Here is a 23827-nt window from a genome sequence, read left to right as displayed (position 1 = left end):
CAAAAAATATAGTTGGATGGTTTATGAGGCCATTTCAGCCACGAACAAAGCAATACTGGCGAATAGTATTGCTTTGTTTTGTGGCGGCCTCTACCTTTTGGTTGCTCAACGCGCTGAACAAAAGCTACTCCACACAAACCACCTATCCCGTCCGGTTTGTATATGATCAAAAAAAACTTGTTCCTATAAAGCCACTGCCAGAGGAGGTATCTATAAACGTGACCGGCAAAGGCTGGAAACTACTGCGCAAGACGCTGCGTCTGGAACTGCAACCAGCAGAAATCTATATCAACAGAGTGCCACGGAATAACTTTCTGCCGGGCTCTGCCTTACGTCCCGCTTTAGTGAACGCCCTCGACGGCCTGCAGCTAAACTTTGTGGTGACAGATACCATCTATTTTGATTTTGATGCCCGGGTGAGTGAGCGGATTCCGCTTCGCATAGACTCAACCCAGTCTCTGACAGATGAAAACCATGTTGTTGTCGGTCCGGTGCGTGTCTCACCTGATTCTGTCACTTTCACAGGACCCTCCTCACTTATAGATAGCCTGCCGAACCCTTTTATGCTGAGCCTGCCGGAAAAGACGGCATTAACAGAAACCTCCACCATCTCCGTACCCATCGAGTATAACTATGAGTCGCTTATAAAATCCAGCGTAGAGGAAGCAGAAGTAGCCGTAACGGTGAAGACCTTGGTGCAGGAAGAGCGGCAGGTAACCCCGGAAGTGATAAATGTGCCGAGAGATGCGCGGCTTTCAATAAGGCCGCCGCTTGCCATGGTGCGCTACCAGGTGCTGCAGGATTCCATGCCGCTGCTAAACCGAAATCTTTTCAGGGTGATTTTAGACTACAGCAAGATCAATCCAAAGGATTCTACCATTGTACCGGAACTGGTTCAAAAGCCTACCGGCACCCGCCGCGCAGTGCTTTGGCCGGAACGGTTTAAAGCAGTTGAGGTAGAAAAATAAAGTATGCTGAAGATAGGGATAACCGGGGGAATGGGTACAGGCAAGACAGTTGTCAGCCGTGTATTTGCGCTTTTAGGCGTACCTGTCTACGATTCTGATGCACGTGCCAAATGGGTGATGCGTCACGATGAGGAGCTTCGGCAGGAGCTTATTTCTGCATTTGGAACTGAGGCATTCACAACTGAAGGGGAACTGAACCGGGCCTATATCTCATCCATCGTTTTCAATAACCCGCAGCGGCTGGAGCAATTGAATGGCCTCGTGCACCCGCACGTGCGCAAGGACTTTACAAAATGGGCCGCTTCGCATACTGATAAACCCTATGTGCTCAAAGAAGCAGCCCTGATGTATGAGTCGGAGGCCTGGAAGCAGATGGACCAGATCATTACCGTGTTTGCGCCCATGGAGACACGCCTCAAGCGGCTGCTGCGCCGCGATACCCACCGGACAGAGGAGGCTATCCGCGCCATTATTAGCAAACAGCTGAGCGAGGAGGAGAGAATGTCCCGTGCAGAACACATCATTTACAACGACGATCAGCAACTGATCATCCCACAGGTGTTAAAGCTGCATGAGCAGCTAAAGTCATCAGCTATCATCAAAAAATAAATTCGCTTTCAGGGATTGCAGTATCCGAGGTGGTATTTAGCGGAGCATCAATACTATTGCCTTCTTACCGGCGTTGCCTTAGTAGTGCTGTGGCTGAAGGAACGGGAATTATGGTGTGCAAAGGGATGCACAGAAAAGAGCGGACATAAAAAAAGGACAACTTTGCAGTTGTCCTTTTGTGGGGCGTACTGGATTCGAACCAGTGACCCCCTGCTTGTAAGGCAGGTGCTCTGAACCAGCTGAGCTAACACCCCGTTTTTTCTTTCTGAAGACCTGTTGTCCCCGTTTGATGATGCAAATATGGGGCATAAATTTTTAACTGCAAAACATTCGCGAAAAAAATCTTGAAATTTTTTTCAGGGCCTGGCACCTATTGTTCGCGTAATATAACTGCTGTACCTTTAGCTTTTATAAGGTGCTATAAATCTGAACTTTCACTTGGTGAGAAAAGGAGTTGTTAAAAAAGTGCTATTCTATGCGGCTGTCGGAGTGGTGGCCGTTATGGGCATTGCGTTGGCGCTGGTGTATACTTATCAGGACAAAATCATTGAGCTTTTTGTAACAGAGGCCAACAAGCACATCAAAACAAAAGTGGAGGTAGAGCAGATCTCGCTCTCTCTGTTCGATAAGTTTCCGCATGTGGCTGTTAGCCTCGACCAGGTAAACGTGCACGAGGGCCTGCCGGAGAGCAAGGAGTCGCTGGCGCGGGCAGATAAGCTGTACTTCACCTTTAGCCTGTTAGATGTAATACGCGGTAAATATACTGTCAAGCAGTTTTACATGGAGAAAGGGGAAGTGTACGTAAAGGTGCTGCCCGACGGAAGTGTGAATTACCAGGTGTGGAATGCCGACACAACCTCCGCTGGAGATGAGGATTTCTCTTTCGACCTGGAGAAGATCAACCTCAACGAAGTGGCCGTGCATTACATTGACCAGCAAATGAAGCATACGTATGAAGTTGATGCCCACGCGCTGGAGGCAGCCATGGCCCTCTCTTCTGAAACAATAGACATTGAAGCTAGCGGTAACACTACCATTCACACCGTTAAAGTGGGAACAGGAGAGTACTTTAAGGGCAAGAAAGTAGACGTAGCCACAGCGCTGACAGTAGACCGTGCCGCCAGCGTTATCCTGCTGCAGCCATCTGCGGTGCTGATAGAAGGCGCTGCCTACGAAGTGGGCGGCACCGTGGGTTACGGCGGCACCACGACAGTAGATTTAAAGCTGGACGGTAAAAACACGAATGTACAGTCGCTGCTGTCGTTATTGCCGCAGGATATCACGCAGGAGTTCCGGCAGTACCGCAGCGAAGGCGATATTTATTTCAATGGGTCCGTGAAAGGCAATGTGTCAGCAAAAGAGACGCCGCTGATTAGCTTTAACTTTGGTGCTCGTAACGCATCTTTTTACCACCCCGATGTAAAGCAGCGGGTAGAAAAGATAAACCTGACAGGCAGCTTCACAAATGGCGAAAAACAAAAAGCCGCCACATCAGCACTGGAGCTGAAAAGCCTGAGTGGCGTGCTGAATGGCAGGCCTTTTAAGGGAAACCTGACCTACCGCAACTTTGATAACCCGAGCATTGCGTTTGATGTGCAGGGTATGCTGGATGTGGGGTATGTGCTGGGCCTGGCAAAAATGGAGCAGGTGCGGAGCGGCAGCGGTCTGGCAGATGTGCGCATTGCCTTCTCGGGTAACCTGAATGAGTTTAAAGCGCGTCCCGGCAACAGCACGCTCAACACCACCGGAGACATTACACTACATAATGTGTCGCTTAATATGCAGGATCTGCCTATGCCAGTCACGAATCTGAGTGGTAACCTTATGTTTAAGCGCAACGATGTAGCGGTCTCGGATTTCAAAGGAAAGTTGGGGGATTCGGATTTCGTGGTGAACGGGATGTTCAAGAATATGATGGCCTGGCTGCTCTTAGAGCGGCAGCGGCTGTTGGTGGAGGCGGACTTTAAGAGCAGTTACCTGAACTTTAACCAACTGCTGAGCGAAGAGCTGAACACGGCAGAGGCCGACAGAACAGGCAGTAGCGACAGCTATAAGTTTGCCATTTCCCCGAATATCGCCTTTGATCTGAGCGCTTCTATTGACCGATTGCGTTTCAGGCGGTTCAGGGGCAAAAACGTGCAGGGAGAGGTTAAACTGCGCAACCAGGTGCTGTCTACTCCCAACATCTCTTTCAGGGCCATTGGCGGTGACTTCGCTGTTCGCGGAACACTCGATGCCCGCACCCGTGACCACATAAAAGTGAGCACCGCCACAAAGCTCAACAACATGAGCGTGGACAGCCTTTTCTATGTGTTCGAGAACTTCCACCAGAACTTTATAGAGGAGCGCCACCTGCGGGGCCAACTCACCGCCAACATTGTGTCGGATGTATTCTTCGACAGTCAGCTTAACCCGAAGACAAACCTGCTGCAGGCAGAAATAGACGCCACCGTGCGTAACGGCCAACTCGTTAACTTTGCCCCAATGCAGAAGATGTCTGCGTTTGTGAAGCGCTCTGAGTTGGCTAACATGCGTTTTGCGGAACTGCACAATAGCTTCTGGATACAGCAACGCACCATCTATATTCCTGAGATGGATATACGCTCCAATGTTTCGGCCGCGCCTGTCGTGTCCATCTCCGGTACCCACACCTTCGATCAACTGATGGACTACAAGATAAAGCTGCCGGTGCTCAGCAGCCGCCGGCCAGATAAAGATGCCGTATTCGGTGTGGTGGCTGAAGACTCGGATGCTGGTAACAGCAGCCTCTTTCTGACCCTGAAAGGCAACGAAAAAGACTTTAGAATTGCCTATGACAACGAGCGGGTGCGCCAAAAAGTGAAAGCGGATCTGAAAGAGGAGGGGCAGGAACTGAAAGATTTGCTGCGGGGAAAGAAGCCTAAGACAAAGGAAGAGAAAAAAGTAGAGTTGCAGGAGGGGGAATATTTTGACTTCAACTAACACAACAACAAAAACAACAGAGGTGGCTTCATGAAGCCGCCTCTGTTGTTTTATAACCTTTCTGGCGGAGAATCTACTACATCTTATTTTTTGTGTTTAACCTACACTTGCTGTTATAGGTCGTTCACGTTAAAATTAGCACCCTAACAAGGAAAATACTAGTTTACTTGTAACTGTGCTATAATAAGGTCGTTAAAGAAATCAAAACTGCAATAAAGAAGATGTGCAGTTAAAAGGGATTAAGGTTTGAGAAATTAGAGATTCAAAGAAAATTGTACGAAAGCTATCTGATATAGCCGTAGAATTTGAAGGAATCTAAAGAATATAAGGGTGAAAAAAAGCCGGAGCTTCTCCGGCTTTTTTATTTCCCCTTACTCTAGGTCAGATTTTTTGTAGTAGGGATGGTTATCAGATGCAGCGGCTTCCAATCTCTTTGGATCTGCGCGATGCAGGTGTAGCGTCTGAGTCGGGAAGGCAAACTCTGCCCCATGCCTTTCCACTATGTCCACAATCTTATAGTTGATTTCTTCCTTTATGTCAATGAACTCGTTCCAGTCCATGGTGTCTACAAAGTAGAGCACCATCACATCTTTAGAGTGCGCCCCCAGGTTCAGGAAACGGATGCGCCCGTCCTGATTTGTGCGGGGGTGCTGATCAATGAATTCCTGGATGTCCCGCGTAATAGCACGTATTTGCTCAGAGGTTGTATCATAGGTCAGATTGATGTCAAACTTGGCGCGACGGAAAGTCCGCAGCGTCAGGTTGTCGAGTGGCTTATCGATCATGTGCTTGTTTGGCAGCGTGACAAAGCTCTTTTCCAGTGTCCGGATGCGTGTGCTCCGGAAGCCGATTTTTTCCACAATGCCTATGATTTCACCTACCTGCACCAGGTCTCCTACCACAAAAGGCTGATCTAAGAAAATAGTAAAGGATGCCAGCAGGTTCTCCAGGCTTTCTTTGGCGGCAAAGGCAATAGCTAAACCACCCACTCCCAAACCAGCAACCAAGCCTGCTACGTTCACGCCGAATACAGCTCCCAGCATCGTCAGGAAAGAGAAAATTACGATCAGCACTTTGGCGAAGTCCTTGAAAAAAGGCACCAGTTGGTCATCCAGCTTAGAGGAGGTTCTCTCCGTGCGGAGTTTGAATACCATCCCCACAAAATCAACAAAGCGCATAATAACCCACGTCAGGGCTACAATCACGAATACTTGATAGGTGCGAAAGGCAAAGGCCTTCAGGAAGTGGTCACCTTCGCGTATTTCGGTAGGGTCCAAAGGGTAGTCCAGCACCAGGAAGGCGAAGTACAGGAACACCAGCAGGAGCAGCACTTCCAGTGGCTGTAGCAGCAGGCGTTTAAAGGCTGGCTGGTTATCTTCGTCTGTAAAGCGATCTACGAGCTTGTACAGGATCCGGGACAGCAGCCTCGACAGTACTGTTTTGAAGAGGAGGCCAGCCAGCAGGATGCCTACAAAGATTAGAAACTCCGCTACTGTGTTTCCTAAAAATTCATATGCGAGAATCTCTTTCCAGTTCATGTAGAAGATTTCTCTCCAGTTCATATAATCCATTTATAGAAGCTGACTCAGTGCTATTTCAAAACAAGTTTTTGCGATGTCTGTTTTCTGTGCATGCTTTTCGTGTGCCTTTTCCAAGGCGTTGCGAATAGTGGCAGAGATGTCAGTAAAGATAGCCTCATCCGTTATTTCTACTTCACTCTCCATCAGGTAGGCAAACACCCGGGCCATGCCGCAGTTGGCAATAAAGTCAGGGATCACGGCCAGTTTGCTGTCAGCAAACTCACCGGTCGGGCCGAAGAAAATCTCTGGGTCCTGGAAAGGTACGTTGGCACCGGAAGATATCACTTCCATGCCGCTGCTGATCATCTGCTCTACCTGTGCGCGGGATATAAGACGGGAGGCAGCGGCAGGCACAAATATCTCGGCGGGCACCGACCAGATACGTTTGTTCACCTCCTCAAAAGAAAGTAGCCCCTCTGGATTTAGGGTGTTGCCCTGGCGACTCAGGAAGATTTCCGTGATTTCCTCAAGAGAGAAGCCCTCTGCCCTTATCAGTCCGCCAACCCTGTCGATGATGCCGACAATACGGGCGCCCTTGGAGGAAAGGTAATAGGCCGCCGATGCACCTACGTTCCCCCATCCCTGTATGATAGCTCTCTTCCCCTCAAACTGGCCTCCCCAGATAGTATAGAAATGACGTACAGACTCCGCAACCCCGTAACCCGTAATCATGTCGGCGATGGTATACTTGCGGGCGGTGGACGGGGAATAATGAGGATCCTCAATTACTTTTACTACGCCCTGGCGCAGCTGCCCGATCTTATTTATTTTCTGCGGCTCGGTAGCATTGAAATGACCGTTCACAATACCCTCCTGCGGATGCCAGAGGCCATAGTCCTCTGTAATCGGGATGACCTCGTGTATCTCGTCCACGTTCATGTCGCCGCCTGTGCCATAGTAGTTCTTCAGCAGTGGAATAACCACTTTGTACCAGCGCTCCAGCACGCCGCGCTTTCTCGGGTCGGCAGGGTCGAAATTAATGCCTGATTTGGCGCCGCCGATAGCAGGCCCGGACACAGTGAATTTGACCTCCATCGTTTTGGCCAGCGACTCCACCTCGCGTTTATCCAAGCCCTTGCGCATGCGGGTGCCTCCACCTGCTGCACCTCCCCGTAAAGAGTTTATTACGACCCAGCCTTCCGCTTCTGTTTCAGAATCTTTCCATTCAAAAACAATCTCAGGCTGTTTGTTTTCAAACTTTTCAAGTAAGTCTTTCATGTGTTCTGTTCGTCTGTGCTAACGTTTCGCAAAGGTACGAAATAAGATCAGAGCGTACAGGTAAAGGTAGTTTAGCAGAGGTAGATAGCTCCCCCGATGTTGTCCTGGGAGGCACCCGTTACACTGCGGAGGCAGTTGTGCTCTCCGCGCCAGCGCAGGGCTCCCAGGAAGGCAAATATCAGGGCTTCTTTAAAAGACACCACCTCCGGCTCCGGAACCTCAACCTTGTACTGCTCACCGAGGTGCTCCTGCAGTAATGTTACCAGATATATGTTAAAGGCGCCGCCACCTGTTAGCAACACCCTGTGCTGCCCTTCATGCAGCTTTGGCAGCGCCTGCTTTATCTGAACGGCAATGTGGTGGCAGGTAGTGTGCAGCTTATCCGGTACAGGAGCCTCATGGGCTGCCAGAGCTTTTAGGCTATGTTCCAGTACCCACTCCTTCCCCAATGACTTTGGAGCCGGTTCAGAGAAATAAGCCGGGGCATTCAGCTGCTGTAGCAGGTCCGGCTGCAGGGTGCCAGCCTCTGCCATCTCCCCGTTGTTATCATAGGCGCTCCCAACACTATTTGCCAGTGTGTTTAGCAACATGTTACAGGCACATATATCAAATGCCAACCGCTTGCCGTTTTGATTGTAAGAAACATTGGCAATGCCTCCAAGGTTAATACAGTAGTCGTATTCGGGGAATAGCAGCGCATCACCGATGGGTACGAGCGGAGCGCCCTGACCACCTAGGGCAATGTCCAGTGTCCGGAAGTCACTGACTACGGGCAGCCCGGCATTGGCAGCAATGTAAGCTCCGTCTCCCAACTGGAAAGAGATGTGCTTTTCCGGCTGATGGAAAATAGTATGACCATGGGAGGCAACAAAATCAGGCCGGATTTCGTGTTGTTGTACAAATCTTTGAACTTGTAGTCCTATATACTCTCCGAAGGAATGGTGTAGCCGTATGAGTTCCAGGGCATTGGAATTCTCAATATCACGGAGAGATTCAATTAAAATATCTGAATATGTTAATGTATTAGTATGTAGTATTTTATATATCCAATTTTCGTCGTTATACGTAAGCGTACAATATGCAATATCGAGCCCGTCCAGGGAGGTGCCCGACATGAGACCGATAACTTTGTATGAAGTGTCCATTATCAAAAGTAGTAAATACTATGTACTGTATGTCAGCTAAATAGCGTAGGCTTCGTATATATCTGAATATGAATAAGAACTAGAATGTAAATCGATTTATAGAAACTGTAAGGTATAATTATTAATTATGAAAAGTTTATTATCAAGAGTAGAATCTAAGAAGATAGATAAGGCAGCGGCCATGCTGAAGGTGTTGGCCCACCCAAAGAGATTGGCGATAGTAGATTTGCTTGGAAAGGAAGATAAAATGACTGTTACTGAGATATATAAACAGTTAGATCTGCCCCAGGCTATTGCATCGCAGCACCTCATCACGCTGAAAGACAAGGGCGTTTTGTCCTCGTTTAAGGTGGGAACGAAAATTTATTACTCACTTGCAATCCCGAAACTGATCGATGTGATCGACTGTCTGGAAGAGTGCTGCGTTGATATTTAGTAGCTGACTACTACATATGGTTGCAGCCATGGCATGTATAGTAAAAGCCTAAGGCCTCCGCATCTAACTTAAACATGAAGTTTGCGGGGGCCTTAGGCTTTTATTTTAACTAAGAAAAAGGGGCTGTTCACCCAATTTATTGATTTGAGTCTACTGGCTGGTTCTCCAGGTTAAACAGGTCGTTCAGCAGGTCGATCAGTGTCTCTGCCTCGCCGCGCTTACAGGCCGCTTTGAGTTGCAGCACCGGGAGCTTTATGATTTTCTGCATCATAGATTTTGTGATGCTATCTACGAGCTGGGTCTCCTTCGGGCCTAGCTTTTTCATGTAGCGCGCCATCTCCTCCTGCCGGATAGTTTCCAGGGCGCTCTTCAGGCGGTTGATGGTTGGAGACACCATCATCTCCTTCGACCAGTCGTTGAACTGGTCGATAGACTCTGTTATGATTTCTTTCACCTTCGGGACAGCATTGATGCGAAGCTGCAATGCCTCAGAAGCCTTGTTCTGTATGGTGTCGATGTTGTACACCAGCACACCAGGCACTGTTTCTACCTCTGCTTCCACACTGCGCGGCACCGACAGGTCAATAAAGAACTTGAACGACAGTACATTGAGGCGCTTCACCATCTCCTTGGTAAAGAAAGGCGTTTCGCGGGCAACAGACGAGATAATAACATCTGCCTCCTTCATGCCCTGCACAATATTCTCAAACGGCACCACTTCCATTTCGCACTCTTCTGCCAGCGCTTTCGCCTTTGCCTGCGTACGGTTGGTGATTTTTACTTTCTTAAAGCCACTGGCCTTCAGGTTGCGGCACACATCGGCGCCAATTTCACCTAAGCCTACTACGAGTATACTTGGCTCAGCCACATCTGCAGTCAGTTCCTCAATCAGTTCAATGGCGGCATAAGAGGTAGAGGCAGCACCATCACGGAAGGAGGTTTCCTGCACTACGCGCTTGTTCGTGAAGAAGATCGTGTGCATCAGGCGGTGGAGGAACGGGCCGGCAGTTTCATTGTCGGCAGCCCACTGGTAAGCCTGCTTCACCTGGTTAGAGATCTGCATGTCGCCCACCACCTGCGACTCCAGCCCCATGGATACATCAAACAGGTGCTGTACGGCATCATCGTGCTCTGTCAGGATGGTGAAGTAGTCTAAATATTGGGAGATGTTTTCCATGCCTTTGGTGATACCCAGCAGCTTTACAATCTCTGTGCTGTGGTCATCGTCGGCATTATAATAAACTTCGGTGCGGTTGCAGGTAGAAAGCACCAGAATGTCAGAAGCCTGTATAAAGCTTTTGAGCGTCTGTAGGAATAGCCTGCAGGAAGTTTCATCTAAGGCAATCAGTTCCCTGATATCCAGCGGTGCTTTTTTATAAGACAAGCTGATTGCTTTGAAATTCTGAAGCATAATAACGTGTGTCTACTGGAGTGCAAAGTTACGCTTCAATTGGTTAAAATAAAACTTACTTGCACTCAATGTCTAATTTATACTAATTTCAAATAAATTTCGTGTAATCTGCATGATTCCCATTTACTCCCAGAAGAACAGGATAAAGCTTATTTTTGTTATCATCGCCCTTATTATTGGTGCAGCTACTATAACGTATACCAATATTCTGGTCAGCAGGCTGTCGGAGCGGGAGCAGGAACTTGTCCAACTTTATGCTAAGGGCCTGCGCTATATGATCAATGCGCCCAGCGATGATAATATTGTGTTTATTGAAGAGGAGATCCTTTCCTCCAACAACACAGTGCCTGTTATCCTGACAGACGAGAATGAGAATATCCTTGATTCTAAGAACATAAATATTCCGGAAAACATTTCGGGAGATACAGATAAAATAAATGCACTGCTGCAGCGCGAAATTGAGAAAATGAAAACGCAGCATGCACCCATTGTGGTGCCCTGGGACGAGGGGTCTGTCAACTATGTATTTTATAAAGATTCAGCGCTGCTCTCCCAACTCCGCTACTACCCCTACGTGCAGCTCATCGTTATTGCCTGCTTTGCCTCTATGGCTTACTTCGCCTTCAGCTACTCCCGCCGTGCCGAGCAGAACAGGGTATGGGTAGGGCTGGCCAAAGAAACAGCGCACCAGTTGGGCACGCCGCTGTCCTCGTTAATGGCGTGGTACGAATACATCAAGTCAAGCCCGAAGTTCGAGAATGAGCCTATTATAGATGAACTGGGCAAGGATGTACGGCGGTTGGAGATAATAACGGAGCGTTTCTCCAACATTGGTTCAGTGCCGCTGCTCCGCGATGAAAATCTGCTGCAGGTAACGGAAAACGCTATCAACTACCTGCAGAACCGCATTTCCCGCAAGGTTATTTTTTCCGTCACTTCTTCTTTCTCTCCGGACATTACCGCCAAGGTGAACGTTTCGCTCTACGATTGGGTGATTGAGAACATCTGCAAGAACGCCGTGGATGCTATGGAAGGCAGAGGCAATATAGATATACACCTTTCCTTGCTGGGGAAAAGCAGCATTGCCGTGGATATCACCGATACGGGCAAAGGAATTCCTAAAAGCAAAATAGATACTGTTTTCCTGCCGGGTTTCACAACTAAAAAGCGTGGCTGGGGACTGGGGCTGGCACTGGCAAAGCGCATCATCGATAACTACCACGAAGGCAGGCTTTATGTGAAATGGTCGGAGGTTGGTAAAGGCACCACGTTCAGGATTGTGCTGAACCGATAGGAGTTAGAAAGTAATGGTTTCTTTAGTCCTTTGTCTTTCATCCAGTAGCGCCTTTTCTGAAGAATGGTTGAAGTAATAAAGTATAGTTCGGAGTACAAAGCTGTCTGGAATGCCTTTGTGGCAGGTTCCCGGAATGGCACCTTTCTGCTGCACCGTGATTATATGGAGTATCACGCCGACAGGTTCACGGACCATTCGCTGCTTTTTTACCGCAAAGGCAGGTTAATTGCTTTGCTTCCCGCCAACGAGGTAGGGCAGGAGGTACACTCGCATGGCGGCCTGACCTATGGGGGAATCATCAGCGATAACCGCATGAAGGTACATGTAATGCTGGAGGTGTTTGAGGCGGTGAAGGTATACTTGAAGGCAAGGGGATTTGAGCGGATGCTGTACAAGACGATTCCCCACATATACCACCAAGTGCCGGCAGAGGAGGACCTATATGCCTTGTTCCGTTGCAATGCCAAGCTGTACAGGCGCGATGTCAGTTCGGTGATAGAGCTGGCGCAGCCTGTTGGCTATAACAGGCAGAGAAGATGGGAGGCAAAGAAGGCAAAGCGGGCGCAATTACAGGTACAGGTGTCGCAGGATTACAGCCAGTTTATGCAGGTAGAGCAGGAGCTGCTTCAGGAGAAGTACAATAAATTACCAGTGCATACCGCAGAAGAGATGGCACTGCTCTCTTCCCGCTTCCCGGAAAATATTAAACTGTTTGAGGCTCGTCAGGAGGATGTGATGGTGGCAGGCGTTATCCTATATGAAACAGCTACTGTGGCACACTGCCAGTATATGAGCACTACGGCTAAAGGCAGGGCCTTGGGTGCAATGGATGCGCTGGTTGACCATTTGCTAACAGAGGTATACCCACACAAAAAGTATTTTGACTTTGGCATCTCCACTGATGAACAGGGGCAGTACCTGAACCAGGGTCTGGTTCGGAATAAAGAAAGCTACGGTGCCCGCACAGTGGTGCATGATTTTTATGAGCTGATATTTTAGCTGTAGATATTACAAGCTTAAGATATTATAAAAAGAAAGGCTGCTCTTGTATGGAGCAGCCTTTCTTTTTGTCTGCTTAAACCACTTCTGCTTCTGCGGCAGGTACTTCTTTCACTTCGTTTTTCTTGCCAAATAACCTGATAAAACCCCAGAGTATGCCAGCCCCTATAAGGTAAACCAACAGCCAGTGCACACCTAGTGTCGATAAGTTCGTGCAGACGATGTTTGCAACAAGGGCTACAGTAACAGCATATGGCAACTGTGTTTTCACGTGGTCAATGTGGTTGCAGCCGGATGCCAGAGAGCTTAGTATGGTGGTGTCGGAAATAGGGGAGCAGTGGTCGCCAAAAACAGAACCCGCCAGCACAACAGAGATAACGTTGTAGATAATCGGCATCGTTTCTTCCAGTGTAAAGCCCTGCATCTGACACACATACCAGGCAGCAGGCAGCATCAGCGGGTACAGGATGGCCATAGTGCCCCAACTGGAGCCGGTGGAGAATGCGATAATAGCTGCTAAGAAGAAGGTTATCTCGGGCAGGAAGTACGGGGAAATATTACCAGAGAAGAGAGAGGTCAGGTATTCGGCTGTATAAAGCTGTTGTGTTACCGCTGCTAAAGACCAGGCCAGCACCAGGATAAGGATAGCAGGGAGCATCGTTTTAAAGCCCACCACTAAAGACTCCATTGTTTCCGTCAGGCTCATGATACGCTGGCTCACCGTCAGTATAACCGCCACAATAACACCGGAAAGTGATGCCCAGATAAGGGCGACATAAGAGTTAGAGTCTCCAATGGTAATAGAGAGTTTCCTAATAAAGCCAAGGCCAGGGTCAGCCCATGTGTCGGGGTTGTAGCCTGTGTAAAGCAGCCCCGCGAGCGTTCCAAAAATAACCACCAGCACAGGCAGCAGGGCATTCACGGCACGTGTGCGGGTTGCGTCGACCGGCTCAAACTCTGCCATCTCCTGCTGTTGCCGTGCTTCGCCTTTTGTGTCTGTGCTGGCAGAGGTAACGGCGCCGGTGGTGCGGGCGCGTACTTCTGCACGGTGCATGCTGCCGAAATCACGGTTCATGAGAATAAGCATCAGCATAAATACCAGCGTCAGCACCGGGTAATAAGCATACTCCAGCGAGTGAAAGAACAGCGAATAGGCTCCTTCTTCTATACCCAGCGATGTGGCGGCATCCTTAATGTAGCCTAACTCTGCGCCCACCCAGGTGGTTACAAAAGCAATGGCTGCTACCGGGGCCGCCGTGCTATCTACAATATAAGCCAACTTCTCGCGCGATACTCTGTGGCCGTCCGTAACCGGGCGCATTGTGTTTCCTACAATAAGAGTGTTGGCATAGTCGTCGAAGAAGATAGCCAATCCCAACGCCCACGTCACTACCTGAGAGCTTTTGGCAGATTTAGCATACCGGGAAAGCAGGTTCACAATGCCAGCCATGCCGCCGTTTTTAGAAATGATGGCTACCATGCCGCCAATCAGCATTGAAAATAAAATTACTGAAACGTGGTCACCGTCTGTGAGCGCTTCCATCAGAAAAGTGTCGCCAACAGCCAGCAGGCCAGTAAAAAGAGACTTGAAGGTTAAGCCATAGATAACAAAGCCGCCTACCCAGATACCGGCAAACAATGCCAGCAGTACTTCCTTGAAAATGAGCGCCAGCACAATCGCGATGAGCGGAGGAAGAATAGACAGCCACATTGGGAATTCACGTAATCCTCCGTCAGCTTCTGCGTCCAGTTTGTAGAGTCGGGCGATGGTGTGGGTGCCTAAGTTAGCGGTTACCTGTACAAGGGCAGCGGCCTTGGATAGTGCAAGCACGGTTTCGCCTTCGACAAAAGCTACTTCCTGCAGTTCCCCGTTCATTCGGAGCGGCAGCACACCTGTATATTTTACCAAATTGCCTACCTCATTGGTGGTGCGGAGGGTAAAGGCAGTGTCGTTAATTGCCTGCAGGGTGAGCTCTTCAATCGCGGCCTTGTCTATTGGTTCCTGCGCCTGCGCCTGGAAACACAACAGCAGGAGCAGCATCAGGCTCAAGAGGGGCTTATATAGCTTCATTTATGGGCATACCGTGTTTTACAAACCTTCAAGTAAGTAAATATTTCCGACATTAGGAAACGGGCTGCCTTGCAGCGGAAAGGGAAACAGGGGCTCTTTGGGGACCTGCTTACGAAGACGTGCTAATCGGAATAGTGTTTTCAAAAGAAACAGCCCCTGCAGTAATGCTGCAGGGGCTACTTAGCTCTGTTTACAATAAACACGCCTGCCAGTATAATGACCATGCCGATGTAGTGCCATAACTGAATCGTCTCGCCGTCCAGCACTCCCCACATCAGCGCCACAATAGGTATAAGGTAAGTGGTGGAACTGGCGAAGAGGGTGGTGGAGATATGGATGAGCTTGTTGAAGAGCACCAAGCCAACAGCGGTACTGAACACAGCGAGTATCGCAATGTATAGCAGTGCTTCCCAGGCACCCGGCGTATGTTGCAGTTTATCAGCCGCATTAGTGGTAAACAGGTATACAAAAGCCACAGGCCCTACCGTTAACAGCGCCAAGCTCGACATAGCAAAGGGCTTCATACCCTGTAGCCTGTGCTTGATGATGTTCACGCTGCCGCCGTAGCAGATAGTGGCCAGCACAATGTACAGGCCATAAAAGGTATTGTTGAAATCGGCGCGGCCACTGCCCGAGAAAATAAGAACAGCTGTGCCCGCTATGCCTATCAGGATGCCGAGCATGCGCATCCAGGTAATGCGCTGGCTGAAAAAGAAAGCACCAATAAGCAGAGTGAAAAGGGCGGTAAGAGAATTCAGGACGCCTGCCAGGCCACTGGCCAGGTGCGTTTCGGCATAGGCAAAAAGAAAAGCAGGAAATAAATTACCCAGCAAGCCGCTGCCAAACAGGAACTTCCAGTGGCGTGGCTCCGCCTGCCGCAGGTGCCTGAAAGCCCAGGGCAATAAGCTCAGGCAGGCAATGGAAATACGCAACGCTCCCAGCTCATCCGAAGAAAAAACAACAAGCCCTTTCTTTATCAGAATAAAAGAGGTACCCCAGATTAAAGCCAGGATTATGACCAGAAACCAGGCAAGCGCAGGAATGGTCGTGTTTTCCTCAGCAGGTTTTGTGGCAGTTTTGATATGAAAAGCGATTATGTGTGGGAAAGTAAATAGGTGAAGGCAAAAGCCTACAAAGCCCGGTGCAAATCAAGAAGGGCTGGAGAGTCCAAAAAGTAAATCAGAAACTCCGACCCCTTAATTTGGAAACTCTCTAGCCCGCAACTTCGGCGTAGCTCATCGTCTGCGCAATCTCCTCCAGCGTGTCATAGATCTCATTGATGTCTTCAGACTGCACCAGGCGCATGCGCAGCGGCTTAAAGTGCGGCAGCCCGCGGAAGTAGTTTGTGTAGTGGCGGCGCATCTCAAAAATTCCTAGCTTTTCGCCCTTCCACTCCAGCGAGTGCGTAAAGTGCTGGCGGCAAACCTCCACGCGCTCCTCCAGCGTTGGCCCCTGCAGCACCTCTCCCGTATTCATGAAATGCTTGATCTCGTTGAAGATCCAGGGATAGCCGATGCTGGCGCGGCCAATCATAATGCCGTCTACGCCATACCTGTTGCGGTACTCGAGCGCCTTCTGCGGTGAGTCAATGTCGCCGTTGCCGAAGATAGGGATCTTCATGCGCGGGTTATTCTTTACTTCAGCAATAAGACTCCAGTCAGCCTCGCCTTTGTACATCTGCACGCGGGTGCGGCCGTGTATACTAAGGGCCTGTATGCCAATGTCCTGCAGCCTCTCGGCGGTTTCCACTATATATTTAGTTTCTTCGTCCCAGCCTAAGCGCGTTTTAACGGTTACCGGCAGGTGCGTCGCCTTCACGATCTCCTCCGTCATCTTCACCATCTTCGGAATGTCGCGGAGCAGGGCAGCGCCGGCACCTTTGCAGGCCACATTCTTAACCGGGCAGCCATAGTTAATGTCTATCAGGTCGGGGCCGGCCTGCGAGGAGACAATCGCTGCCTCCCGCATCGACTCAATATCGGAGCCGAATATCTGGATTCCAACTGGCCGCTCATAGTCGAAGATGTCGAGCTTCTGTATGCTTTTTGCCGCATCACGAATCAAACCCTCCGATGATATAAACTCCGTATACATTAAGTCTGCGCCATTCGCCTTGCACACCTTCCGGAACGGCGGATCACTCACGTCTTCCATTGGTGCCAGCAGCAGCGGAAACTCACCCAACTCTATGTTCGCTATCTTTACCACAGCTAAATCTATTTTTTCGCGTAAATTTACGTCAATTAAACCTAATCTTCTGTATGAAAGGTTTCATCTCCAAAGGTCTGCACCCATTTTGGGTAATATTACTGCTGCTGGCATTTATGATAGGAGGTTACTTTGTGGCCACCTTCCTCGTTACGTTGCTTGCCGACTGGTTCTTTGGAGTTGGTATTTTTGAGCTGATGGATGTGGCTGCTAACCCTGCCTCGCATCCGCAGGGGCCGAACGTGATGCTGCTGCTGCAAGGGGTGCTGCAGTTCATCTCTTTTATCATAGGTCCACTTATTCTGCTCAGAGTCTTGGGGTACGATATCAGCAGTTACTTAAGCTGGAAAGTTTCTCCGTCCTTTCTACTGGTGTTGCTGAGCGGCCTGCTGGTTGTTCTCATCATGCCTGCCAACTCCGCTATCATCAACTGGAACGCCAACCTCAATTTCCCTGACTTTATGGAAGGATTTGAGCGGTGGGCACGCGAGCAGGAAGATAGCCTGGCGGAAGTTATGAAGCTCATCACACGGTTCGATACTGTGAGCAGCCTGCTGATAGGCCTGGTGGTATTTGCCGTTATACCCGCTGTTGGCGAGGAACTGGTGTTCCGGGGCATTGTGCAGCGGCAGTTTCTCAGTTGGTTAGGGAACCCGCATGTAGCTATCTGGCTGGCGGCTATTATCTTTGGCGCTATCCATGTGCAGTTCTTCGGGTTCTTTCCGAGGGTTTTGCTTGGTGCCTTGTTCGGGTACTTATATTTTTGGTCGGGCCGGATCATCATCCCAATCGTGGCGCACTTTGTGAACAACGGCTTCACCGTGTTCATGCTGTACCTGAACCAGACCCGCACCATAGAGGCCGATATAGAAAGCACGGAGGCCATGCCTTTATATGCAATAGCGATTTCCTTGATTTTGAGTGCAGCTGTAATATATTTTCTGTACCAGCGGTTCTCCGGCTTGCCGGTTCGTCCGGAAAGTGCAACAGAGGTCACGGAAGAAGAGCAGAGCCACCACTATAACTCCTAAACAAAACACGAGCTGTCGCCCCGCCGGCACAAGAGCAATTCATGAGAAAAAAGGTAGACACCCTCAGTAATTTAAGTCAACGTATCATTGTCGGGGTGCTGGGTGCCGCGGTTTTCATAGGGAGTATCTGCTATAGCGAATGGACTTTTTTTCTGCTTTTCCTGGGGCTCACGCTCCTGGGTATAGCGGAGTTTTACAAGATGGTGCACGTGCAGGGCATACATGCTAACCGTGGCATCGGGTTCGTGCTGGGCGGTTTGTTCTTTGTGTCCATGTTTCTGGTGCAGGCAGAGCTAATGCCGGGCGAACTGCTGTACCTGTCGCTGCCGGTGCTCTTTTTAATTTTTATCTATGAGCTTTACCGCAAGCGGCCACAGCCATTCACCAACATTGCCTTTACTATAGTAGGCGTGGTGTATGTGGCGGGCCCGTTCGGGCTGCTGCACCTGCTGGCTTACCTGGAGGGAGAATATACCTGGCAGCCTATTCTGGGCCTGATGCTGCTGATCTGGGCATCCGATACGGGTGCCTACATAGCTGGTAAGAACTTCGGGAAACACAAACTATTCGAGCGCATCTCGCCTGGTAAAACCTGGGAGGGATGGATTGGCGGCACGCTCTTTTCTATAGGAGTAGGCTATGTGCTGTCGCTGTTCCTTTTAGACCTGCAAGTGTACCAGTGGGTAGGCGTAGCCATCATTGTTTCTGTGTTTGGGGTGCTGGGCGACCTTTCAGAATCCATGCTGAAACGCAGCTTGGGCGTAAAAGACTCCGGTACCCTGCTGCCGGGCCACGGTGGGCTGCTGGACCGCTTCGACAGCCTCTTAATGGCAATCCCCTTCATCATTGCCTTCCTTAAAATCTTCTAAAAAAATTGCACGCGGCCTTTAGGAGGTTGCAAGTAATATTATCAACTTTGCCGCATAATTGATTACTCACTATAAATTATACATAGTAGATGATGCTATATAAAGAGCCTGCACCGATCAAGGACAGAGAGAATCCGTTTGAGTCGATGATGTCGCGTTTTAACGTTGCAGCTGAGGTACTGGGGCTGGATGAGGAAGTATATAACGTCCTGAAATCGCCTACCCGCCAGGTAATTGTAAATATTCCTGTCACGATGGATGATGGGAAAGTGCGTGTATTCGAAGGTTTCCGGGTGATGCACTCCAACATACTTGGCCCCTCAAAAGGTGGTATCCGCTATGCGCCGGACGTGTTCCTGGATGAGGTGAAAGCCCTTGCTGCCTGGATGACGTGGAAGTGTGCCGTGGTAGACATACCTTACGGCGGTGCCAAAGGCGGTATCATCTGCGACCCTTACTCGATGTCTGCCGGTGAGATAGAGCGCTTAACCAGAGCTTACACGAATTCACTTATAGATATTTTCGGCCCGGATCGTGACATTCCGGCTCCGGATATGGGTACGGGTCCCCGCGAGATGGCCTGGCTAATGGACGAATACTCTAAAACAAGAGGCTCCACTGAACACGCGGTGGTTACAGGAAAACCGCTTGTACTGGGTGGGTCACTAGGCCGCGTAGAGGCTACAGGCCGTGGCGTAATGGTATCTGCCATGGCTGCCATGGACAAACTGGGTATGGATCCAAGTAAATCTACTGCCGTGGTACAGGGCTTCGGAAACGTAGGGGCATGGGCTGCTAAACTAATGGCAGAACGCGGGGTGAAGATTTTGGGTATCAGCGACGTGAGCGGAGCCTACTGGAACGACAACGGCATTGACATTGAGGAGGCCATCGAGTATAAGAACGAACATAATGGCCGCCTGGAAGGTTATAAAGGCGCTGAAATGATGGATCCCAATGAGCTGCTGACTGCCAAAGTGGATGTGCTGGTGCCTGCTGCCGTAGAAGATGTTATTACCATTCATAATGTGGACAAGATACAGGCCCGCCTGATAGTGGAGGGTGCCAACGGCCCGACATCTTATAAAGCCGACAGCATCATCAACGAGAAAGGCATCATGGTGGTGCCGGATATCCTGGCGAACTCTGGTGGTGTAACAGTTTCTTACTTTGAGTGGGTGCAGAACCGCATGGGCTTTAAGTGGACGTTGCAGCGCGTAAATGAGCGTGCCGAGCGCATCATGAACGAGGCCTTTGAGCGGGTGTATGCCGCTTCACAGAAATATAACGTACCCATGCGTATAGCCGCGTATATCGTAGCAATCGATAAAGTGGCGATGACGTATAAGTATCGTGGTGGATTCTAAATATTAAATTTTTATAACAATAAACGTAAGTTTATTATTTTTGGAGCAGGATAATAGCCCATCCACCAAAATGGATGGGCTATTGTTAAATAGACAGTGCCTGCGGATAACCCAAAATACGGATGAAGATTCATAAAGAAGGACGGAGAATTTTATTTATTACCTTGTTGGTTTTAGTAGTGCTCAACCTGTTGCTCTACTACTTCAACGCTGGGAACAGTACCTTTAACAAAATTTTCTCAGCTGTTTCTGCCGTGCTTTTTCTGCTGATTCTCCAGTTCTTCCGTAGCCCTTACCGCAACCTGCTGCTGCACGAAGATTTGATCACGGCTCCTGCCGATGGTAAAGTGGTGGTAATTGAAGAGGTAGAGGAGCCGGAGTACTTCCAGGGCAAGCGCAAGCAAATATCCATTTTCATGTCGCCGATAAACGTGCACATCACGCGGAACCCGGTTTCAGGCATCGTAAAATATTTCAAGTATCACCCCGGCAACTACTTTGTGGCCTGGCACCCGAAGTCGAGCACGCAGAACGAGCGCACCACAGTGGTGGTAGAATCTACTGCCGGACCTGAAGTACTCTTCCGCCAGATTGCCGGAGCGATGGCGCGCCGCATTGTGTGGTATGTAAACGAAGGAGATGAAGTAAGCCAGGGCGAGGAGTTCGGCTTTATCAAGTTCGGCTCCCGCGTAGACGTATTCGTGCCCCTTGATACTGACATCAAAGTAGAACTCGGCCAAAAAACCAAAGGCGGCCAGACGGTTATCGCCCAGTTGAAGACCGAGCCGCCGACTTTCTTTGGGTAAGCGAGCTTTTGCGTATCCCGTATCACGACATACGTATCACGATAAAAAGGAAGGCCGCTACAGACATGAACTGCAGCGGCCTTCCTTTTATTTCTACTTGTTTCTACCGCAAGCTACGCTACGCAAAACCTGCGAGAGGTAACATTGCGAATAACGAGCAACGAAAAACGATTAACAAAATCTAATACCAGCCTTCCACCAGCTTCATCAGTTGCTCCAGGTACTTCTGGTCTGTTTCGTCAAAGTCGTTGAGTTTGTCACTGTCTACATCCAGCACCAGCTTTACTTCCCTGTCTTTAATAACAGGCACCACAATCTCTGACTTAGAATCGCTGCTGCAGGCAATATGGCCGGGAAATGCTTCAACATCAGGTACCAGTATTGTCTCCTGGCGGGTGTAGCAGGCGCCGCACACGCCTTTGTTATAAGGTATACGGGTGCAGGCTACTGGTCCTTGAAAAGGGCCCAGCACTAACTCTCCCTCTTTGTTAAAGTACACGCCTACCCAAAAGAAGCCCATGCCCTGCCGAAGGGCAGCCACCAGGTTTGAGATGTTTGCAATGAGATCTGTTTCGCCTGTTACCAGTGCTTCGATTTGTGGTACCAGTGCTTTATATTTTTCCTCTTTGCTGAGGTTTGCATCAACTAAAAGTGATTCTGCCATAGGTGAATTTTAAATAACTGAATTTTGATTGACTGAATGATCAGAAGTATGAAGTGAGGTCATCTCCTGTTAAATGGTAAATGAATTATTGCGGTAGCGGAACAACTGATCAGGGCCTAAAGTTTGAATGTCCTGTAGTTGCCCATAAGCCATACCCGGAGCCTTTATGCCAGCAGGCAGCGTTTTGTGCAGGCTCTTAAAAACCAGAGCCTCATCCCAGAGGTTAGCCTGCAGCAGGCTTTCGAGCAAAAACGTGCCGCCTTCTACCATCACCGACAACACATTGCGCTGGTGCAGGTCCTGCATGATTTGCGGAAGCATGGGTTCCTGGTCCTGTAACTGAACATAATGTAGGTTCTCCTGCTCTTCCTGCTTCTGATAATTATACACCACCGTTAGCTGGGTTTTATCGAACAGGTGCAGGTGCTCGGGTAGCAGCAGGTTTTTATCTATCACCACCCGTAAAGGACTTTTGCCAGCCCAGAGGCGGGTGTTCAGCCGCGGGTTATCGTAGAGTGCCGTACGGCTGCCGATGAGGATAGCCTGCTCTTCAGAACGCCATTTGTGCACCAGCCGCTGTGCCTGTTTACCGCTAATCTGCTCCTGTTTATAGTTGGCGGCAGCTATGAAACCGTCAGCTGTCTCTGCCCATTTCAGTAGGATGAACGGCCGCTTGTGGCTGAGAAAGGTAAAAAAACGTCTGTTCAGCTCCAGGCCCTCCTCCTCCAGTACTCCTACTTTTACCAGCGCTCCGGCGTCAAAAAGCTTCTTGATGCCGCGGCCCGACACCAGCGGGTTCGGGTCAGTATTGCAAATCACCACATCTTTCACGCCACTGCTCACCAGCAGGTCGGCGCAGGGAGGTGTTTTGCCGAAGTGCGAGCAAGGCTCCAGCGTCACGTACACCCGGCTCTTCGGCAGCAGGCTTTTGTCTTCCACTGCGGCAATGGCATTCACCTCCGCATGTGGCCCTCCATATTGCTTGTGCCACCCTTCACCTATAATCTGCCCCTCGTGCACCACCACGCACCCTACCATCGGATTCGGATAGGTAAAGCCGCTGCCCAGTTTGGCCAGTTCAAGTGCGCGGCGCATGTACAGTTCTTCAGACATGATTTAAGTTAGAAAGTTAGAGAATTGTTTGAGCGTGAAAGTAAAAACTGTTTTAGTTGGAAAGCTAGAGAGTGCATGAGGGCAAGTTTAGACTACGAAATATATCTCCAGTATTCACTCTTTAACTTTCTAACTTTTTAACTCTCTAACTCAAAAGAATTACTTTTGCAAAGATACCAAAATCCAAAGAAAGCATATCTGTGGCCACTATCCAGGAAGTTCAGCAACTTATACGGCAAAAGATACGTGATGCCTATCCGGAACCTGAAGCAGGGGCCATTGCACAGCTGGTGCTGGAGCATGTGCTGCAGAAGTCCCGCTTACAGCTGAGCCTGCAGCAGCAGGAGCCGGTAAACCCGGAGCAGGAGGCGAAGGTGCAGGAGGCAATAGTGCGTTTGCAACAGCAGGAGCCTGTGCAGTATGTGCTGGGAGTGGCGCATTTTTATGGTCTGGAACTGCAGGTAGACGAGCGGGTGCTGATTCCGAGGCCAGAGACGGAAGAACTGGTAGACCTGGTGCTGAAGGAGCATAAGGGGCAGCAGGGACTACAGGTGCTGGACATCTGTACCGGGAGCGGCTGCATACCGCTGGCGCTGGTGGCGAACCTGACGGCGGTAAAAGCGTATGGGCTTGAGATCTCGGTTGGAGCGCTGGAAGTGGCAAAAGCCAATGCTGAAGAATACATGCTGCCGGTAGAGTGGCTGCAGCAGGATGTCTTTGAGCCGGTGCAGGGTATAGCTGCCGGGTCTCTGGATGTCATCACAAGTAACCCGCCTTATGTGCTGGAAGAAGAAAAGCAGCTGATGCGCCCGAACGTGCTGCAGTACGAGCCGCACCTTGCGCTGTTTGTACCTGACACAGATGCGCTGAAATATTACAGAAGAATAACAGCAGTAGCAAAAGAGCTACTGAAGGAAAAGGGTAAATTGTACTTTGAAATAAATGAGCGCTATGGAAAGCTGGTACAGGAACTGCTGCTGGAGGCTGGATTTGCAGAGGCAGCGGTGGTGCAGGACCTCTTTGGCAAAAACCGCATGGTGCGGGCTGTGAAATAATTCGTGGCTTAATGTGCATGAG

The 23827-nt window shown here is 49.6% G+C and carries 20 protein-coding genes and 1 tRNA gene; 11 read left to right on the top strand and 10 right to left on the bottom strand.

What is annotated here, in order from left to right:
• The first annotated feature begins 23 nt into the window (after positions 1-23).
• Positions 24-968 carry a hypothetical protein gene (locus tag ACFS7Z_RS05230; protein ID WP_377481945.1) on the top strand — a complete coding sequence of 315 codons (945 nt, stop codon included), beginning with the start codon at positions 24-26 and terminating at the stop codon, positions 966-968.
• Between the two features lie 3 nt (positions 969-971).
• Positions 972-1577, top strand: a complete 606-nt coding sequence (gene coaE / locus ACFS7Z_RS05225) for a dephospho-CoA kinase (RefSeq protein ID WP_377481942.1) — start codon at positions 972-974, stop codon at positions 1575-1577.
• Between the two features lie 179 nt (positions 1578-1756).
• On the opposite strand, the gene ACFS7Z_RS05220 is transcribed toward coaE, so the two are convergent.
• Positions 1757-1831, bottom strand: a tRNA-Val gene (locus ACFS7Z_RS05220).
• A gap of 187 nt (positions 1832-2018) precedes the next feature.
• Here ACFS7Z_RS05220 and ACFS7Z_RS05215 point away from each other — a divergent pair.
• On the top strand, positions 2019-4538 hold the full coding sequence (locus tag ACFS7Z_RS05215) for an AsmA-like C-terminal region-containing protein (RefSeq protein WP_377481938.1): 2520 nt from the start codon (positions 2019-2021) through the stop codon (positions 4536-4538).
• Positions 4539-4909: 371 nt separating this feature from the next.
• Here the strand turns inward: ACFS7Z_RS05215 and ACFS7Z_RS05210 are convergent, their stop codons facing one another.
• From ACFS7Z_RS05210 to ACFS7Z_RS05200, 3 genes are all read right to left on the bottom strand, one after another.
• Positions 4910-6100, bottom strand: coding sequence for a mechanosensitive ion channel family protein (locus ACFS7Z_RS05210; protein WP_377481935.1), 1191 nt, complete (start codon positions 6098-6100; stop codon positions 4910-4912).
• A gap of 9 nt (positions 6101-6109) precedes the next feature.
• On the bottom strand, positions 6110-7336 hold the full coding sequence (locus ACFS7Z_RS05205) for a Glu/Leu/Phe/Val dehydrogenase dimerization domain-containing protein (protein WP_377481933.1): 1227 nt from the start codon (positions 7334-7336) through the stop codon (positions 6110-6112).
• 71 nt (positions 7337-7407) lie between these two features.
• Entirely contained in the window at positions 7408-8481 is a 1074-nt protein-coding gene (locus ACFS7Z_RS05200) for an anhydro-N-acetylmuramic acid kinase (protein WP_377481930.1), read from the bottom strand.
• 127 nt (positions 8482-8608) lie between these two features.
• Between ACFS7Z_RS05200 and ACFS7Z_RS05195 the strand changes: the two genes are divergently transcribed.
• Positions 8609-8917, top strand: a complete 309-nt coding sequence (locus ACFS7Z_RS05195) for an ArsR/SmtB family transcription factor (RefSeq protein ID WP_115566850.1) — start codon at positions 8609-8611, stop codon at positions 8915-8917.
• A gap of 136 nt (positions 8918-9053) precedes the next feature.
• On the opposite strand, the gene hemA is transcribed toward ACFS7Z_RS05195, so the two are convergent.
• Positions 9054-10328 (bottom strand): glutamyl-tRNA reductase, encoded by a 1275-nt coding sequence (gene hemA, locus ACFS7Z_RS05190; protein ID WP_377481926.1) that lies wholly within the window; start codon positions 10326-10328, stop codon positions 9054-9056.
• Between the two features lie 112 nt (positions 10329-10440).
• Here hemA and ACFS7Z_RS05185 point away from each other — a divergent pair, with 112 nt between their 5' ends.
• Entirely contained in the window at positions 10441-11622 is a 1182-nt protein-coding gene (locus ACFS7Z_RS05185; protein WP_377481923.1) for an ATP-binding protein, read from the top strand.
• 63 nt (positions 11623-11685) lie between these two features.
• The gene (locus ACFS7Z_RS05180; RefSeq protein ID WP_377481920.1) at positions 11686-12621 is read left to right on the top strand and encodes a GNAT family N-acetyltransferase; all 936 of its coding nucleotides are present in this window, start codon (positions 11686-11688) and stop codon (positions 12619-12621) included.
• A gap of 76 nt (positions 12622-12697) precedes the next feature.
• Here ACFS7Z_RS05180 and ACFS7Z_RS05175 read toward each other — a convergent pair whose 3' ends face one another.
• The 3 genes from ACFS7Z_RS05175 to dusB form a co-directional block, all read right to left on the bottom strand.
• The gene (locus ACFS7Z_RS05175) at positions 12698-14692 is read right to left on the bottom strand and encodes a Na+/H+ antiporter NhaC family protein (RefSeq protein WP_377481917.1); all 1995 of its coding nucleotides are present in this window, start codon (positions 14690-14692) and stop codon (positions 12698-12700) included.
• A gap of 176 nt (positions 14693-14868) precedes the next feature.
• Complete coding sequence (locus ACFS7Z_RS05170; protein ID WP_449301446.1) at positions 14869-15708, bottom strand: DMT family transporter; 840 nt, start codon at positions 15706-15708, stop codon at positions 14869-14871.
• Between the two features lie 196 nt (positions 15709-15904).
• The gene (dusB, locus tag ACFS7Z_RS05165; protein ID WP_377481914.1) at positions 15905-16900 is read right to left on the bottom strand and encodes a tRNA dihydrouridine synthase DusB; all 996 of its coding nucleotides are present in this window, start codon (positions 16898-16900) and stop codon (positions 15905-15907) included.
• 53 nt (positions 16901-16953) lie between these two features.
• On the opposite strand from dusB, the gene ACFS7Z_RS05160 reads away from it, so the two are divergent.
• The 4 genes from ACFS7Z_RS05160 (at position 16954) to ACFS7Z_RS05145 (ending at position 20973) form a co-directional block, all read left to right on the top strand.
• On the top strand, positions 16954-17931 hold the full coding sequence (locus tag ACFS7Z_RS05160) for a CPBP family intramembrane glutamic endopeptidase (RefSeq protein ID WP_377481911.1): 978 nt from the start codon (positions 16954-16956) through the stop codon (positions 17929-17931).
• Positions 17932-17972: 41 nt separating this feature from the next.
• The gene (locus tag ACFS7Z_RS05155) at positions 17973-18800 is read left to right on the top strand and encodes a phosphatidate cytidylyltransferase (RefSeq protein WP_377481908.1); all 828 of its coding nucleotides are present in this window, start codon (positions 17973-17975) and stop codon (positions 18798-18800) included.
• 92 nt (positions 18801-18892) lie between these two features.
• On the top strand, positions 18893-20167 hold the full coding sequence (locus tag ACFS7Z_RS05150; protein ID WP_377482541.1) for a Glu/Leu/Phe/Val family dehydrogenase: 1275 nt from the start codon (positions 18893-18895) through the stop codon (positions 20165-20167).
• Between the two features lie 122 nt (positions 20168-20289).
• Positions 20290-20973, top strand: coding sequence for a phosphatidylserine decarboxylase family protein (locus tag ACFS7Z_RS05145; RefSeq protein ID WP_377481905.1), 684 nt, complete (start codon positions 20290-20292; stop codon positions 20971-20973).
• Between the two features lie 181 nt (positions 20974-21154).
• On the opposite strand, the gene ACFS7Z_RS05140 is transcribed toward ACFS7Z_RS05145, so the two are convergent.
• Positions 21155-21637 (bottom strand): GAF domain-containing protein, encoded by a 483-nt coding sequence (locus ACFS7Z_RS05140; protein WP_377481902.1) that lies wholly within the window; start codon positions 21635-21637, stop codon positions 21155-21157.
• Positions 21638-21706: 69 nt separating this feature from the next.
• The gene (gene ribD, locus ACFS7Z_RS05135; RefSeq protein WP_377481899.1) at positions 21707-22750 is read right to left on the bottom strand and encodes a bifunctional diaminohydroxyphosphoribosylaminopyrimidine deaminase/5-amino-6-(5-phosphoribosylamino)uracil reductase RibD; all 1044 of its coding nucleotides are present in this window, start codon (positions 22748-22750) and stop codon (positions 21707-21709) included.
• 200 nt (positions 22751-22950) lie between these two features.
• On the opposite strand from ribD, the gene prmC reads away from it, so the two are divergent.
• Positions 22951-23805 (top strand): peptide chain release factor N(5)-glutamine methyltransferase, encoded by an 855-nt coding sequence (prmC, locus tag ACFS7Z_RS05130; protein WP_377481897.1) that lies wholly within the window; start codon positions 22951-22953, stop codon positions 23803-23805.
• Positions 23806-23827 lie beyond the last annotated feature (22 nt).

Origin of the sequence: Pontibacter toksunensis (genome assembly GCF_042686245.1) — a bacterium.
Taxonomy (GTDB): Bacteria; Bacteroidota; Bacteroidia; order Cytophagales; family Hymenobacteraceae; genus Pontibacter; species Pontibacter toksunensis.
This window is presented reverse-complemented; position numbering and strand designations above follow the sequence as displayed.